At 65.2% G+C, this 16513-nt stretch carries 12 protein-coding genes; 6 read left to right on the top strand and 6 right to left on the bottom strand.

Features of this window, described 5'->3' with window-relative positions; translation table 11 throughout:
• The first annotated feature begins 232 nt into the window (after positions 1-232).
• Positions 233-1498: a S1C family serine protease gene (locus tag ACVIHF_RS32815; RefSeq protein WP_456793164.1), complete on the top strand. Its 1266-nt coding sequence runs from the start codon at positions 233-235 to the stop codon at positions 1496-1498.
• Between the two features lie 159 nt (positions 1499-1657).
• Here the strand turns inward: ACVIHF_RS32815 and ACVIHF_RS32810 are convergent, their stop codons facing one another.
• Positions 1658-2599, bottom strand: a complete 942-nt coding sequence (locus tag ACVIHF_RS32810; protein WP_456793163.1) for a metallophosphoesterase — start codon at positions 2597-2599, stop codon at positions 1658-1660.
• A gap of 82 nt (positions 2600-2681) precedes the next feature.
• The gene (locus ACVIHF_RS32805; protein ID WP_456793162.1) at positions 2682-4430 is read right to left on the bottom strand and encodes a flavin-containing monooxygenase; all 1749 of its coding nucleotides are present in this window, start codon (positions 4428-4430) and stop codon (positions 2682-2684) included.
• Between the two features lie 211 nt (positions 4431-4641).
• Between ACVIHF_RS32805 and ACVIHF_RS32800 the strand changes: the two genes are divergently transcribed.
• Positions 4642-5589 carry a DUF1186 domain-containing protein gene (locus tag ACVIHF_RS32800; RefSeq protein ID WP_057021184.1) on the top strand — a complete coding sequence of 316 codons (948 nt, stop codon included), beginning with the start codon at positions 4642-4644 and terminating at the stop codon, positions 5587-5589.
• A 67-nt stretch (positions 5590-5656) separates the two neighbouring features.
• Here the strand turns inward: ACVIHF_RS32800 and recQ are convergent, their stop codons facing one another.
• A complete protein-coding gene (gene recQ, locus ACVIHF_RS32795) occupies positions 5657-7525 on the bottom strand; it encodes a DNA helicase RecQ (RefSeq protein WP_456793161.1) in 1869 nt (622 codons plus the stop codon).
• A gap of 132 nt (positions 7526-7657) precedes the next feature.
• On the opposite strand from recQ, the gene ACVIHF_RS32790 reads away from it, so the two are divergent.
• From ACVIHF_RS32790 to ACVIHF_RS32780, 3 genes are read left to right on the top strand one after another with little or no spacing between them, the layout of a single operon-like run.
• Positions 7658-9001 carry a cytochrome c gene (locus tag ACVIHF_RS32790; RefSeq protein ID WP_253605142.1) on the top strand — a complete coding sequence of 448 codons (1344 nt, stop codon included), beginning with the start codon at positions 7658-7660 and terminating at the stop codon, positions 8999-9001.
• Positions 8998-9477 (top strand): (2Fe-2S)-binding protein, encoded by a 480-nt coding sequence (locus ACVIHF_RS32785; protein ID WP_456793160.1) that lies wholly within the window; start codon positions 8998-9000, stop codon positions 9475-9477. The genes ACVIHF_RS32790 and ACVIHF_RS32785 overlap by 4 nt, the downstream gene beginning before the upstream one ends.
• Complete coding sequence (locus ACVIHF_RS32780) at positions 9474-11441, top strand: molybdopterin cofactor-binding domain-containing protein (protein WP_456793159.1); 1968 nt, start codon at positions 9474-9476, stop codon at positions 11439-11441. Before ACVIHF_RS32785 ends, ACVIHF_RS32780 begins: the two co-directional genes overlap by 4 nt.
• Positions 11442-11743: 302 nt before the next feature.
• Here the strand turns inward: ACVIHF_RS32780 and ACVIHF_RS32775 are convergent, their stop codons facing one another.
• On the bottom strand, positions 11744-12964 hold the full coding sequence (locus ACVIHF_RS32775) for a DUF2235 domain-containing protein (RefSeq protein ID WP_253605139.1): 1221 nt from the start codon (positions 12962-12964) through the stop codon (positions 11744-11746).
• A 414-nt stretch (positions 12965-13378) separates the two neighbouring features.
• On the opposite strand from ACVIHF_RS32775, the gene ACVIHF_RS32770 reads away from it, so the two are divergent.
• Positions 13379-13906, top strand: a complete 528-nt coding sequence (locus ACVIHF_RS32770) for a hypothetical protein (protein WP_253605138.1) — start codon at positions 13379-13381, stop codon at positions 13904-13906.
• A gap of 15 nt (positions 13907-13921) precedes the next feature.
• Here the strand turns inward: ACVIHF_RS32770 and ACVIHF_RS32765 are convergent, their stop codons facing one another.
• Entirely contained in the window at positions 13922-15298 is a 1377-nt protein-coding gene (locus ACVIHF_RS32765) for a vWA domain-containing protein (protein WP_456793158.1), read from the bottom strand.
• A 6-nt stretch (positions 15299-15304) separates the two neighbouring features.
• A complete protein-coding gene (locus tag ACVIHF_RS32760) occupies positions 15305-16252 on the bottom strand; it encodes an AAA family ATPase (RefSeq protein WP_225162050.1) in 948 nt (315 codons plus the stop codon).
• Positions 16253-16513: the final 261 nt, after the last annotated feature.

Raw genomic sequence — 16513 nt, 5'->3', positions numbered from 1 at the left:
TCGGAATTAAGACACTCCAAAATTCAACCTGGGACACGGGGCTTAAATACGGCCAGTACCTCGGTTGACATAGGAACATAATAGGAACATAGGTTCTGTAACCTGAGGGTGTGGCGATCGCCTCATCCGCGGCGGACTTGCGTGGCCGCAGGACCAAAGACCAAGCCGCGCACCACTTGCGGATGAATTTCGCCGCCTCCTATGATGGGTTGTGGCTGGGGGAGTGCGCGTCATGAGAGTTGCGATCTGGGCGGCCGTTGCGGCCGCGTGGCTGTTTGCGTCTGCAACTCCGTCGAGCGCCCGCGGTCCCTACGGCTCGATCACGGTCGGCAACTGGAAGGGCGGCGCTTTCACCAACGACAAGAATGGCGCCTTCACCCATTGCTCGGCGGGCACCACGTATCAAAGCGGCATCTTCTTCATGGTGTCGATCGCCGAGAATGGCAGCTGGCGGCTCGGCTTTGCCCATGACAGCTGGCGTCTGACGCCGGGCGAGGCCTTTCCGCTGGCGCTGACCTTCGACGGCCAGCCGGCGTTCAACGTCTACGGCATGCCGCTCGGCACCCAGCTCGTGAATGTCGAGATGCCGGTGAATTCCAGCCTGATCAACCAGTTCCGCAAGGCGCGCCAGATGACGGCATTCGCGCAGGGACAATTGTTTCAGTTCAACCTCAATCAGACCGCCCAACTGCTGCCGGCACTGCTCAACTGCGTCGTCTCGGTGAAGAAGAACGGCGTCTCCAATGCCGGCGAGTTCGCGGTCGCGACAAAGCCTGCGGCGGCGCCGCCGCAGCAGGCGGCAGCACCCAGCGCGCCGCCGGCGAAGCAGGCGAGATCGGGGACGGGGACCGGCTTTGTGGTCAGCAGCAGCGGCCACGTCGTCACCAATCACCATGTCGTCGGCGGCTGCAGCGAGATCACGGGCAACCTGAGCGGCGAGGCGCCGGTCAAGCTGCGCCTGGTGTCCGATGACGAGACCAACGATCTCGCGTTGCTGCAGGCGCCGACCCCGTTCAAGGATGTCGTCAGCCTCAGGCAAAACCCCATCCTGGTCGGCAACGGCGTAGTGGCGATCGGTTATCCCTATCACGGATTGCTGACATCCGATTTCACGGTCACCACGGGCATTGTCTCTTCGCTGAGTGGCATCCTCAACGATACCCGTCATCTGCAGATCAGCGCCGCCGTGCAGCCGGGCAACAGCGGCGGTCCGCTGTTCGACCTCACCGGCGCGGTGGTCGGCGTGGTGGCTGCCAAGCTCGACGCGGTCAGGATGGCGCGGGCGACGGGGACCATCCCGGAGAACATCAATTTCGCGATCAAGACCGGCGCGCTGCGCGACTTCCTCGACAACAGCGCGGTGGCGTACCGGACCGCCGAGTGGCGCGAGGAGATGAAGAAGGAAACCGCCGAGATTGCCAAGAATGCGCGCGGCTACACGCTGCTGATCACCTGCACGGTGAACGAGCAGAGCGCGAACGCGAAACGGGGAAACTGAGGCCTCCGCTACTCCCTCTCCCCGTCCTTGCGGCAGGGCGACTGCATCTGGCTACCGGCCACGCGTCTTTCCTTGCGACGTCCGGGCAGCCGGCGACTCCTTTGCATGGGGTTGTTTTCTATATTTTGGCAATGGGCGCCTGCCAGGTACGGGCGGAGCTCAACCGAGCCGCCGCAGCGTATGCACCGTGATCTCGGCCGGGCAGTTCAGCCGCACCGGCGCCAGGCTGGTGCCGGCGCCGGCCGATGTGTAGCCGGCAAGCGCGCCGAAGCGCCAGGCGCCCCTGCCCATCCGGCGCGGCAGCCGCGCCTCCAGCTTGATCGCGATGCCGCCGGGCAGGCAGAGCTGGCCGCCATGGGTATGGCCGCTCAGCATCAGGTCGAAGCCGGCAGCCGCCGCCGCGCGATAGGATTCCGGCGTATGCGCCAGCAGGATCGAGAACGCATCCCGCGGGATCGCCGCGGCAGCCTTTGCAATGTCGTCGGTGCGGTAGAAGTGTGCGTCGTCGATCCCGGCGAGGTGGATCGTCGCGCCATCGCGCGTGATCGGCTCCTGCTCATTGAACAGCATCCTGATGCCCATCGCCTCCAGCGCCGGCGTCATGCGGATGCTGTCATGATTGCCGAGGATGCCGTAGAGCGGCAGTTTGATCCGCGCGCACAGATCCCGCATCAGCGCGAGGCTCGTTTCAAACGGACCATACGTCTTGCCGCGGTAGTCGCCCGTGAGAACGCAGATATCGCAGGCGATATCGCTTACGATGTCCATCAGATGCCGCATCGCGTCCTGGCTGATGTCGGCGTGGAGATCGCTGAGCTGGAGCATGGCGAAGCCGTCGAACGCCGCCGGCAGGCGCGCCGACGTCACCAGATTGTGCCGCACTTCGACCCTATTGGCGTTGCGCCGTGCGCGGCCGTGCAGGCCGGTCACCTTGAGCGCAGTCTCGATGATCCGCGGCGCCAGCTTCCAGTTCTCGACATTGAACAGCAGCGTGCCTTGGCCGAACACCTGCTTCTCATGCGCGGCCTCGATCCCAAGCCGGCGCACGACGTGATCCGCGCCGATCCGCTCGACCAGTCCCTGCAATGCCGTGTCGGCCATCGTCCCCCGTGCGCTCCGCGATGCCAAGCGCGGACCGGCGCGACACTATCATGCGCAATCCCGGCGGGGATACCGCCGGCACTCAGACCACGGGAACCCGCTTCGCGGCAACCGCGGCCGGCGAGATCACCTCGATGTCGAGCGGCACCTGCCAGCGCTCGGTGAAGCGCACCTGCGGCGGCGCATTGCCGTTGCGCCCGCCCTGCAGCACGAAGCCGTCGTAACCCGAGTTCATCACCTCATTGCACTTCTGCACATAGATCGGGAAGCCGCCGATATAGGGCATGAACACGCGGGGACGGCCCGGGATGTTGGCGCCGACATACCACGAGCTGCAGGTCGAGCGCAGCGAGACCGTGGAGACGTCGTTGACATGGGCGACCCAGGCGTCTTCGTCGTCGCGGACCGCCTCGATCGTGCCGGCGCCGATGTCGCGCATATGACTGATGCAATCCGCCAGCCAGTCGACATGCTGCTCGATCGCCTGGATCATGCTGGCGAGCACCGACGGGCTGCCGGGCCCGGTGATCATGAACAGGTTCGGAAAGCCCTCGGAGGCAAGGCCGAGATAGGCACGCGGGCCCGCCCGCCATTTCTCGGCCAGCGTCTGCCCGCCGCGGCCGGTGATCGCGATCTTGTCGAACGAGCCGGTCATGGCGGCAAAGCCGGTGGCGGAGACGATCGCGTCGAACTTGCATTCGGTGCCGTCGACGACAATGCCTTCCGTCGTGAAGCGATCGATCGGCGTCGTCGACACGTCGACCAGTTTCACATGCGGCAGATTGTAGGTCTCGAAGTAATTGGTGTCGACGCAGAGCCGCTTGCAGCCGAACACGTTTCGCGGGCACAGCAGCTCGGCCGTCGCGGGATCCTTGACGATGCCGCGGATCTTCTCGCGCGCGAAATCGGCGATGGTGTCGTTGGCGGCCTTCTCGAACAGGAGATCGCCGAACGCGCCGAGGAAGGGCAGGCCGCCGCGCTGCCAGGCTTCTTCGTATTGCTGCTCGCGCTCCCGCTCGCTCGCCTGCAAGGCGGGCTGGGCGTTGAACTGGAAATAGAAGCCGGTCGGGCGCGCACGGGCCTTGGCGCGCAGCTCCGGATAATGCGCCTTCGCTTCCTTGAGATATTCGGCCGACAGCCGCTCATTCCACGCCGGCACCGACCAGGTCGCGGTGCGCTGAAACACGGTGAGCTCGGAGGCCTGCTGCGCGATGATCGGAATCGACTGGATCGCCGATGAGCCGGTGCCGATCACGCCGACGCGCAGGCCGGTGAAGTCGACGCCCTCATGCGGCCATTCGCCGGTGTGATAGATCGGCCCGCGGAAATCCGCCATGCCTGGGAAAGCCGGCCGGTTCGGCGCCGACAGGCAGCCGACCGCCATGATGCAGAACTTTGCAGTGACCCTGTCGCCGCGGTCGGTCTCGATCAGCCATGCGCCTGCCTGCTCGTCGAAGGTCGCCGCGGTGACGCGGGTGTCGAACACGATCTGGCCGCGCAGGTCGAAGCGATCGGCGACGTGATTGGCGTAAGCGAGAATTTCGGGCTGCGGAGAATATTTCTCCGACCAGCTCCAGTCCTGATCGAGTTCCTCGGAGAACGAGAAGGAATATTGCAGGCTCTCGACGTCGCAACGCGCGCCGGGATAGCGATTCCAGTACCAGGTGCCGCCGACGCCGCCGCCGGCTTCATAGACCCGCGCGGTGAAGCCGAGTCCGCGCAGCCGATGCAGCATGTACATGCCGGCGAACCCGGCGCCGATCACCACGGCATCGAACGTTCCGGTTTCGGCAGGGCGCGCAGCCTTGCGCGCGGTGCTCTCCTGAGCCATGGGCCGTCTCTTCCCTATATCGTTATGTCTTGCCCGCGTCTCGTTGGACGCGATGGGCAAAGATTAGGGCGAGGGCGGCGCGGCCCGCAAGCAAGCGTATTGCCGTCCAGCGAATAGCTCCTATGCTGTCTCTGGGAGAGGATGAGGATAGGCGGTGATAGGGTAGTTGTTCTGTCGTGACCGTTCATCTGCCCGCAAAGATCGAGGTCCCATGAAGAAGGAAGAAGTAGAAGCTATCTTCGAGCGGGGCGATTTGGGGCCGATCGAAGACTATCTTGAGGCCGTCGCGACCGAGAAACAATTGCCTGCGGCCGCAGTCGGAATGTGCCTGATCAGAATGGAAGAAGCGGCCCCCGCGCTGCGCGCCATCGTCGCCCGGGCAGGGAACGGCGAGGAACTGTCCGACGATGAGGCCAGGCTGCTGTTCCGAGGTGTCTACATCCTCGGTGGAGCTCGTGACACGGATGTTTGCCGCGACCTGCTGCGACTGCTGCGCAGACCCGAAAGCGAACTTGATGACCTGTTGGGTGACTGCCTGACCGAAAGCATGGCGCGCATTGTCGCGGGTGTCTTTGACGGGGATGTCGACGCCTTGTTGAGTCTGGTCGTGGATCAGTCCGTCGATCAATTTGCGCGCGAGCAGGTTCTCGGCGCGGCCACCTTCCTCACATGGAATGGGATGATCGGGCGGGAGCGCATGCAGCGCCTGCTCAAAGCATTCCACGAGCAAAACCTGGCGGATGACGAGAACCATGCCTGGTACGCGTGGCAGCAGGCAATTGCCCTCCTGGGGCTGCGCGAGCTGGCGCCCTTGGCGTATCGCGCTTTCGATGACGGGCGTATACCCGATTGGATGACAGAACGCCGCGAGTTCGACGAGATGCTCGTCGATGCCGAGCAGCGACCCGAGGAAATCGCACGATTCGAGGAAGTTGGCCTCGGCTATATCAAGGATGCGGTCCAGGAAATGGAAGGGACCGACTACGGCTACAACGAGACCTTCGACGATCTGGATGCCCCCTTTGGGGACGATCTCGATACATTGTGGAGCCACACCGAACCCGTGAGGAATCCCTTGCGCCATGTCGGGCGCAACGACCCATGCCCGTGCGGCAGCGGCAAGAAATACAAGAAATGCTGTCTCGCTGACCAGCGTTGAGCTGCGGCTCCCTCGGTCTCAGCGCCGGCCAAAGCGACTGTCGTCGCTTCGGCGTAGAGAGGACCGGTCACGCTCCTGTCGTCTTCACGATGCGGATCAGCTCGTCGCCGTAATGCTCGAGCTTCTTGTCGCCGATCCCTGCGATGTTGCGCAGCTCGCTGAGCGTGTCCGGCCGCATCGCGGCGATGCCGTCGATGGTGGAATCGTGCAGCACGACATAGGCCGGCACGCCGCGCTGGCGCGCGACGTCCGAGCGCCAGGCGCGCAACGCCGCGTGCAGGGCGGGATTTGCGACGCCACCCGGGCTGTCGGCCGCGGGCACGAGCTCGCCGCGGCGCGACTTGCCGCGGACCGCGCGGTTGCGCGCGCCTTCCGGCTGCTCGCGCAGCATCACCGCGGTCTCGCCCTTCAGCACGCCGCGGGCGCTGTCGGTCAGAACAAGCGCGCCGAAGGCGTCGCTGTCGGCACGCAGATGGCCCATCGCCACTAGCTGGCGCAGCACCGCGCGCCATTGCTTCTCGTTGAGCTCGCGTCCTATGCCGAACACCGACAGCTGGTCGTGGTTGAACTGCTTGACCCGTTCGGTCAGCCGCCCGACCAGCACGTCGATCAGGTGCATGGCGCCGAAACGTTGCCCGGTGCGGTAGGCGCAGGACAGCAGCTTTTGTGCGAGCACCTTGCCGTCGCGGACGCGCGGCGGCGTCAGGCAGTTGTCGCAATTGCCGCAGCTTTCTTCTGCGCGGCTCTCGCCGAAATAGCCGAGCAGGCGCTGCCGGCGGCAATGCACCGTTTCAGCGAGCGCAACCAGCGCGTCGAGCTTGCCGACTGAGACACGCTTGAAGGCGTCGGAGCCGGTCGATTCATCGATCATGCGGCGCTGCTGCACGATGTCGGACAGGCCGTAGGCCATCCATGCCGCCGACGGCTTGCCGTCGCGGCCGGCACGCCCGGTCTCCTGGTAGTAGGCTTCGATGCTCTTCGGCAGATCGAGATGCGCGACGAAGCGCACATCGGGCTTGTCGATCCCCATGCCGAAGGCGATCGTGGCGACGATCACGAGCCCATCCTCGTTGAGGAAGCGGTCCTGGTGCCGGGCGCGCACGCCGGCATCGAGCCCGGCATGATAGGGCAGCGCCGGAATGCCGGCCTCGCTGAGCGCCGCCGCGACATCCTCGACCTTGGCGCGGGACAGGCAATAGACCACGCCGGCGTCGCCGGCATGCCGCTCCTTGATGAAGTTCTTCAGCTGCGTGGTCGCATTCTGCTTGTCGACGATCTCGTAGCGGATATTGGGCCGGTCGAAGCTCGCGACGAATTGCGGTGCGTCGGTAAGCTGCAGCCGCTCGGCGATCTCCCTCCGGGTCAGCGCGTCCGCGGTCGCGGTCAACGCGATGCGCGGCACCTTGGGGAAGCGCTCGGCGAGTGCGGACAGGCCGATATATTCCGGGCGGAAGTCATGGCCCCATTGCGAGACGCAATGCGCCTCGTCGATCGCAAACAGCGCGATCTGCGCCTGGCCGAGCAAACCGAGACAGCGCGGCGTCAGCAGCCGCTCCGGCGCCACATAGAGCAGGTCGAGATCGCCCGCGATCAGCCGCCGCTCGACCTCGGAGGCTTCCTCATAGGACAGCGTCGAGTTCAGCACCGCGGCGTTGACGCCGGCTTCAGTGAGGCCCGCGACCTGGTCGCGCATCAGCGCGATCAAAGGCGATACCACGATGCCGCAGCCGTCGCGCAGCAGCGACGGCAGCTGATAGCACAGCGACTTGCCGCCGCCGGTCGGCATCAGCACCAGGCAATTGCCGCCATCGGTGACGTGGCGGATGATCTTTTCCTGCGCGCCGCGGAAGCCCGACAGGCCGAACACGGAACTGAGCACGGACAGCGCATCGCGAGACGGGGCGGAGGCGCGATCGAGGGCGGGCTGGGCGGTCATGATCCCTTGCGCGATCCCTTTGGGATTTTCCAGGATTCCTTGAGGTCAACAGGCGGTGATCGAGGTCTTCTGGCCGAACGATACCGGAATGAAAGGTGTTAATACACGTCCCAACAACAAACTCAATTCAGCATGACTGGTCAGCTGCGGATCATCACAGGCATTGCCGCGATCGTGCTGGTCGCGGGCGCGGCGGCAGCCTTTGCCGTCGCCTGGCGGCCGCAGATTGCCGCCATTGCGCCGCCGCGGGCTGATACCTTCGACCCCGATGTGGTCAAACGCGGCCGCGAACTCGCCGCGATCGGCAATTGCAACACCTGCCATACCGTGCAGGGCGGCGCGACTTATGCCGGCGGGCTCCCGGTTCCAACGCCGTTCGGCATCGTCTTCTCATCCAACATCACGCCGGATGCCGAAACCGGCATCGGGCGCTGGCCGGAAGAGGCGTTCGTCCGCGCGATGCGCTCGGGCGTGGCGCGCGATGGCCAGCATCTCTATCCGACCTTTCCCTATGACCATTTCACCAACGTCTCGGATGCGGACGACCGGGCACTCTATGCGTTCCTGATGACGCGACAGCCGGTCCACGCGTCGCCGCCGGCGAATCAGCTTTCGTTTCCGTTGAACTATCGACCGCTGATTGCAGGGTGGAAGCTGCTGTATCTGCGCAGCGGCGATGCCCCTCAGGACTCGGCGAAGGGCGCGGAATGGAACCGCGGCGCCTATCTGGTGGAGGGGCTCGCGCATTGCGGCGCCTGCCACACGCCGCGCAACGCGCTCGGCGCCGAGCGGGTGAATGCGCAGTTCTCCGGCGGCGAGGTCGACAATTGGCACGCCTACGCGCTGAACGACACCTCGCACGCCCCGGTGCGCTGGACCGCCGACGCGCTCTACGCCTATTTGCGCCACGGCTGGCAGGCCGATCATGGCACCGCGCGCGGGCCGATGGCTGAAGTGGTCGGCAATCTGGCGACGGTGCCCGACAGCGACGTGCGGGCCATCGCCGTGTACATGGCCGATATTTCGGGTACGCCGGCGCCGGATCGCAAACGGCCGGCCGACGTCATCGCGCAATCGTCTTCCGATGATGCGGCACAGACCCATTCGGCCGGCGCAGCGATCTATGCCGCGGCGTGTGCCTCCTGCCATGAAGGGAGCCGCGCGCTGCCCTATGGCGGCGTCAATCTCGCGCTCAGCACGGCGATCGCAAGCCCCGACCCGCGCAACCTCCTCAATATCGTGCTGTCGGGCGTTGGCGCCGTCGAAGGCGAGCGCAGCCCGATCATGCCGGGCTTCGCCAGCAGCATCGATGATGCGCAGATGGTCGCGCTCATGGCCTATCTGCGCGAGCGGTTCGGCAAGCGGCCGGCGTGGGCCAATCTCGACAAGGCGGTGCGCGATGCGCGGGCGGTGCAGTCGACGTCGCTTGCAGCGCGCGACGCGCCGGCGGAATCCAGACAGCGAGGCAAGCCATGATGACATTGAAGGTCAATGGCCGGGATCATCAGGTCGATGCGCCGCTGCTCTATGTGTTGCGCAATGATCTGGCGCTCAACGCCGCCAAGTTCGGCTGCGGGCTCGGGCAATGCGGCTCCTGCACGGTGATCGTCGACGGCAAGGCGGTGCTGTCCTGCGTCACGCCGCTGGTCCTGGTCGAGGGCAAGCAGGTGACGACGCTCGAGGGGCTCGGCACCGTGGCCGCGCCGGCGCCGATCCAGCGCGCCTTCATGGAGGAGCAGGCGGCGCAGTGCGGCTACTGCATCGCCGGGATGATGATGCGCGCGCAGGCGCTGCTGATGCGCAACCCGAAGCCATCGGATGCGCAGATCCGCGCCGAGCTGGAGCCCAATCTCTGCCGCTGCGGCACCCATATGCGCATCCTGCGCGCAGTGCACCGCGCCGCCAGGTTGATGGATACGGCCGACGCCGCAAGCGACAGGAGCGTCCGATGACCGCGCCGGTGGTTCTCGACCGCCGCAGCGTGCTGGCCGGCGCCGGCGCGCTGATCGTCAGCTTCTCGCTGCGCGGCGCGATCGCACAGGAGCAGAAGCCACAGAGCCCGGCGTTGCCGGGCAGCCTGGCCAAATCGCCCAATCTGGATTCCTGGATCCGTATCGATGCCAACGGCCAGGTCACGGCCTTCACGGGCAAGGCCGAACTCGGCCAGGGATTCCGCACCGCGTTCCAGCAGATCGCGGCCGAGCAACTCGATATTCCCTTCGATGCGCTGAAGGTGATCACCGCCGACACCAAGCTCACGGCGAATGAGGGCTACACATCGGGCAGTCATTCGATGCAGGACAGCGGCACGGCGATCCTGCATGCCGCGGCGCAGGCGCGCGCGCTGCTGGTTTCGGAGGCGGCAAAGCGTTTCGGCTTGCCGCCCGACGGCTTGCGAACCGAGAATGCGGCCGTCGTTGCTCCCGATGGCCGGCGTCTGGGCTATGGCGAGCTTGTCGCCGCGGACATGTTGCACGTCCAGGCGCAACCGACATCGAGCCTGAAGGATCCGGCGAGCTTCAAGGTGATGGGCGAGCCGGTGCCACGCGTCGATATTCCGGCCAAGGTCACGGGCGGCGCCGCCTATGTGCAGGACATGCGGCTTCCCGGCATGGTGCATGCGCGCGTGGTGCGCCCGCCGAGCTACGGCGCGCAGCTCGTGGAATGCGACACGGCCGCGATCAAGAAAATGCCCGGCGTGATTCAAATCGTGCGCGACGGCAACTTCCTGGCCGTGGTGGCGGAGAAGGAATTTTCGGCGGTCAAGGCCATGCACGCGCTGGCCGCCGCGGCGAAGTGGCGGGAGAGCGCGAAGCTGCCGAACCAGCACGATCTGGCCAACGTGCTGACCACGCTGCCCTCTCAGGATTTCGCGATCTTGCAGCGTAGCGATCCCACGGTGAGCGGCGCGCGGTCGCTCGAAGCGACCTACACGCGACCTTACCAGTCGCACGGCTCGATCGGGCCGTCCTGCGCGGTCGCGCAATTCGTCGATGGCGCGATGACGGTGTGGACGCACACGCAGGGCGTCTATCCCGACCGGCAGGCGATCGCCGAGATGCTCGGTATGACGCCCACCAGCGTCCGCCTGATCCATGTCGAAGGCTCCGGCTGCTACGGCCACAATGGCGCCGACGATGCCGCGAAGCCGTTGCCGCTGCCGGAGGGTGGCGGCGATCGCAACGCGATCCCGATCTACAATTTTCCGAACGCGCATGTGATGCATCATTTCGTCCCCGCGATGCCGCTGCGGATCTCCGCGATGCGCGCGCTTGGCGCCTATCACAACGTGTTCTCGACCGAGAGCTTCATGGATGAACTGGCCGATCTCGCCGACGCCGATCCGGTCGAGTTTCGTCTCAAACATCTCGACGACCAGCGCGGCCGGGCGGTGGTCGAGAAGGCCGCGGGGGAGTTCGGTTGGACGCGCGGGCAGCAGCCGCCGCGAAATCGCGGCTACGGCTTCGCGTTCGCGCGCTACAAGAATCTCGCTGCCTATTGCGCCATCGCGTCCGAGGTCGAGGTCGATCGCGAAACCGGGCGGGCCCGGCTGGTGCGCGCGGTCGCCGCCGTCGATGCCGGCCAGGTCGTCAATCCGGACGGCATCACCAACCAGATCGAGGGCGCGATCGTGCAGTCGACGAGCTGGACTCTCTATGAAAGTGTCACCTTCGATGAGACAAGGATCACCAGCATCGACTGGCAGACCTACCCGATCCTGCGCTTCAATGCGGTGCCCGACAGCATCGCCGTCCATATCATCAACCGTCCCGGCCAGCCGTTCCTCGGCAGCGGCGAGACCGGGCAGGGCCCGGCCGCCGCATCGCTTGCCAATGCCATCGCGCACGCAACCGGCAAGCGGCTGCGCGAGCTGCCGCTCAGCCGCAAGCGAATCAAGGACGCGATCGATACGTAGCGCGTGGCGAGATTAGGTCGAATGCGACGGCGCTACGCTCCCTCTCCCCGTGCTTACGGGGTCGAGACGAGCGAAGCTCGCTCTTAGAGGGTGGGGTGAGGGGCCTTCTCCGCGCATACCGTGATAGTTGCGTTTGCGGAGACTCCCCTCACCCGGAACGCATCTAGCGATGCGTCATAGCCGAAGCTCCGCTTCGGCGTTCTTGAGAACGGCCGCCAAAGGCGGCCTATGCCTCTCCCCGCATGCGGGGCGAGGTGAAGCAGAGGCCGTTGCCCGGCCTCAAATAAATTCAACTCTGGCCGTCAAGCCGTCGGCGCGGGTGGCGCCGGGGGCGGCGTCATCGGCTCGATCTTGTAGGTCTTCGGCATATTGATCGGCTTGTAAGCTGGATCCTTCTCCATGCGCTCCAGCACCGAGGCATGGATGGTCGCGCCGTCCGCAATCGGCCGCGGCTCGCCGCGTGGCAGATAGAAGCCGAGGAAGGATTTCCGCTCCGGCCATTCCTTCCATTTGTCGCTCTTCGGAATCCATTCCAGGATTTCCCAGGCGGCGGTCAGCGAATTGTGCAGCGGAGCGGTCGCGCTCGGCGGCACATATTCGTGCTTGTGCGGCGGCAACGGCATCCCCCAGGCGAGATGATCGATCAGCGCCTGATCCATGTGCAGTCCGGCCGCCTTGGCCTGCTCGAGCATCCAGATCAGCGGAAACTTCGACGGCCCGCTCTGGTCTTCCGGATAGCCGCCGCCGACGTCGGAGTGCACGCCGGCAAACCAGACCTGGCGGATGTCCTGCTCCACCTCCGTTGCCGGATCGAATGGATCCGAGCGAAATTTCTGCGGCTCGATCCAGCGATTGAGTCGGAACATGCGCCTGCGCTCGTCGATCGAGATCGCCTGGCGGAACCGTTTGACGCTGGAATTGGTGCGGGTGAACAGCAGCGTCTGCAAGTCGAACAGGAAATTGTCCTGTCGCGGCACGATGATCGAGGCCACGGTGTCCCAGACTCCGACGAACTCGATGTCGATGTTGCGGCCGCCGGCAATCTGGCTGAAATGCCAGGCCTCCTTCAACGGAGCATAGTCGAACGTGCCGTCGGATTTCTGGGCGTCGGAGCTGGCCTTCTTGTAGGTGCCGAAGGCGTAGCTCGCGAGGTCGAGCTGGTCGACGGGCAGCAGGCCCATCACATGGACGAAGGCCGCGAGCACGCGCACCGTGTAGGCACCGCGGCTGAAGCCGAACATCCAGACCCGGTCACCGGGCTCCCAGGTTCGGCACAGGAACAGGTAGGCGCCGAGTGTGTCTTGGTCGAGACCGGCGCCGAAGGCCAGCCCGAACAAGCCGCGCATCTGCTGCTTGAAGCGGCCCCAGGCGTTTTGCAGGCCGATGGTGCCGAGGCCGGGATGATAGTAGATCCGCTGCCGGTCATTCTTGTCGGCGACGCGGAACAGCTTCAGCACGTTGGAGATATTGTCACCGATCTCGTTGCCGGTGCCGTCGCAACAAATCACAATATCCTTCGGCATCCGTTGCCCTCGCGGCCGCCGTGAAAATTCGCGGCCTCTATGTACGGCAGAACGTGGTGAAAATTCAATCTCCAATTGAAGACGGTTCTGTGGCGGCGGCGTGACCGCCGGTGGTGCCGGGTAGCCGAAGCGCGAGCGCGCGTCGACGCTGCCTGCCGTTGGCTCTCGAATTGAATCTCGCCACGGCCGGCCAAGGCTGCACCGAGGAGCGCGTCACTTCGGCTCGCCGATGTCCGGCTATGACGGAGTTTCCGTGAGAGATCCATTGCAACACTTCGGAAAAGATGGAAATCTGCTCGTCGATCATTGCTATATGCGTCGGCATTTTCTCCCTTTCAGGGACTCCGCGGTGCACGCGATCATCTTTCCGGCTGCCTGCCGCAGCTTCCTCAGCAACAACAGGAACAGGTCGGCATGAGCCCTCAAGCTCTCGTGACGGCCATTCTCCTAGGACTTGTGGTGGCGGCGTTCGGACTGTTCTGGTGGGTCGGCAGCTATTCCGATCGCGTGTTCGCAAACAGGTTCCGAACCCGCTTTCCGGAGAAGACGCTGAGCTACACCGGCGACCAGCTTGGCGAGCTGGTGCAGTCGGATCTGCGGATGAAATATGTCTTTCCGATCCTGTTTCCGTTCGATCTGATCGTCATGCTGGCGCTGGCGGGCGCGATGGGCGCGGCGTCATCGCACTGGCTCAGCCGGATCTATCCGTCCGCGGCGTGGCTCGGCCTGGTCGTGCCGGCGGTGTACCTGCTCAGCGATTTGATCGAGGATTGTCTCCTGGCATGGCTGCTGCTGCACGGCGACCCGCATGCGGCGGCGCGATCGGTCTCTATCCTGAAGGCGATCACGACGATCAAGCTGGTCGGCATCTTCGCCTCGATCGCGCTGACATTGGCTGCATTCGTCGGATGGCTGTTCCACGGCGAGTCGCTTGCCATCTAAAGCGCGGCTAGCGGCCTATTGATACGTCGCGACGATATCCGACACGGCGCGCTCGAGCTGCTGCGCGGTCGCGCATTGCCGCAACACGCTGCAGAAGGTCGCGTAGCGCGGCATCTCGGAATCGCCAAAACCCCAGACCATGCGGCCCTCGGGATTGAGCCAGACCAGCCGTTTGGAGCGCTCGCCGATCCGGCGCAGGATGTCGGCGCGCGGATCGAGATTGTTGCTGCGGGCGTCGCCGAGCACGATCACCGTGGTCTGCGGCGTGATCGCGCTCATCCAATTGTCCTCGAAATCGGCGAAGGAATTGCCGTAGTCGGACGAGCCGAAGCCGACCTTGGACATGATCTCCTTCATCGCCTCTTCCGGCGATTTCGATTCCAGGATGTCGCTGACCTCGATCAGGTGGCCCGAGAAGGCGAATGAGCGGACGTCGTCGACCACCTCGTGCAGGCTGTGGATCAGGAGCAGGAAGAAGTCCGAGACGCGGGCGACCGAGCCCGAGACGTCGCACAGCGCGACGATCTTCGGCCGGTCGCGATGCTTGCGCTTCCAGGCGGTGAGGAAGGGGACGCCGCCCCAGGCCGCGTTGCGGCGCAGCGTGCGGCGGACGTCGAGATGGCCGCGGCGCGGGCGCTTGCGCGGCTTGGAATAGCGCTCGCGCAGCCGGCGCGCGATCTGCCGGATCAGCGCGCGCATCTGCTCGACCTGCCGCGGCTCGATCCGCGCCAGCGGCGCATTGCGCAGGATCTCGTTGCGCAGATTCTCCGCTTCCTCGCGGCCGTAGAGCAGCAGGGCCTGCGAGACGGCGTCGCGAACGGTACCGCGCAGGCCGTTGAGCGCCTCCTGCAGCCGTTCGGCGAGCGCGGGATTGCGCGTGGTCTGGTCGTCGATGTCGTCGCGCAGGCGCTGGATTCCCATCGCATCGAGGATGCGGGTCTGGAAGATGCCGCGCTGGGTGAAGTAGCGGATATCCGGCAGCGAGGCGGCGCCGGAGGCATTGGCGATCGCGCTCGAAATCGCGGAGCGATCCTGCGACAGCAGCATCTGCGCCAGCGGCCCGACGTTCTCGCTGGCGGCGCCGCCCGACGCATCGCCATGCTCGTCGGCCGACGGGTTGGCGCCGGATTCGCTGCCGTCGTCGGTCTTGTCCTGCTCGGCGTTGTCCTGCTGCGGCTCGGGCTGGCTGAAGAACAGATCGAAGCATTCGCCGAGTGCGCGCTTCTCGTCCTGCGTCTTGGCCAGCGTCAGCAGGAAGGTGTCGCGCAGGATGTCGCGATCGGCAAAGCCGACCTGGGCGACCGCCCGCATCGCATCGATGCTTTCGGCGGGCGAGACCCGGACCCCGGCCCCCCGCGCCGCACGAAAGAAGCGATGCAGGTTCTCGCGCATCTTGGTCTAGCTGAACACGCCCTGGCGCGACGCCTTGGCGATGAAGGACGAAATCTGCGGCGTCGCGGCCTCGATATCGGCCTCGTATTTCAGCAGCACGTTGAGCGTGTCCCTGACGATCTCGTGGTCGAGCTCGCTCGCCTGCAGCAGCACCAGCACGCGCGCCCAGTCGATCGCCTCGCTGACCGAGGGCAGCTTCTTCAGGTCGAGCGAGCGGATCTCGTGGATGAAACCGACCATCTGCTTGCGCAGGGTCTGCGAGATGCCGGGCACCCGGCTCTCGACGATGCGCTCCTCCAGCTTCTGCTCGGGGAAGCCGATGTGCAGATGCAGGCAGCGCCGCTTCAAGGCATCGCCAAGATCGCGCTCGCTGTTCGAGGTCAGGATCACGGTCGGCGGCGCCACCGCGGAGACGGTGCCGAGCTCGGGAATCGTCACCTGGAAGTCCGAGAGGATCTCCAGCAGCAGCGATTCGAATTCGGCATCCGACTTGTCGATCTCGTCGATCAGCAGCACGCAGCCGGCCGGCTGCTCCAGCGCCTGCAACAGCGGCCGCGGCTCGACGAATTCCTTGGAGAAGAACACGTCGCCGAAGGTGTGGAGCTGGTCGAGCGCAGCCGCCAGCGACTGCGCGCCGCCGAGCACCTCGCCGAGCTTGTCCTTCAGGATCTGGGTGTACAGCAGCTGCTTGGCGTACTTCCACTCATACAGCGCCTTGGCCTCGTCGAGGCCCTCATAGCATTGCAGGCGGATCATCTTCATGCCGCGCCATGCGGCGATCGCCTTCGCCAGCTCGGTCTTGCCGACGCCGGCAGGGCCCTCGACCAGGATCGGCTTCTCGATCTGCTGCGACAGATAGACCGCGGTCGCGATCTGCCGGCTCGCAATATAGCCTTGCGCGGCGAGGCCGCTTTCCACGGCCTCGATCGAGGCGGTGGGCCTGGTGTCAGCCACGAGGATCAGCTCCGAATTTGCCTTGAACTCGGATCTGTTCTGCGCCCGTTGCGGACAAAGCACAAGGCTCGTTTGGCCCGCAAAGCGCATGGTTCCGGGGTATTCCGCCAAGCGCAATACGGGCTACGCTTGTTAGCGTGTAGTTCGAACCTCCCCTTGAAAAGGGGAGGTCGCTTTGCTCGCCAGAGCAAAGCGGGTGGGGATCTACTCTCTCCATCAACGCCGGCGTCTGCGGCTGACCCCCATCCCGACCTTCCCCCT

Source organism: Bradyrhizobium sp. USDA 4506 (genome assembly GCF_054058795.1).
Note: the sequence above shows the minus strand (reverse complement) of the source record. Positions and strands in the feature narration are given on the sequence as shown.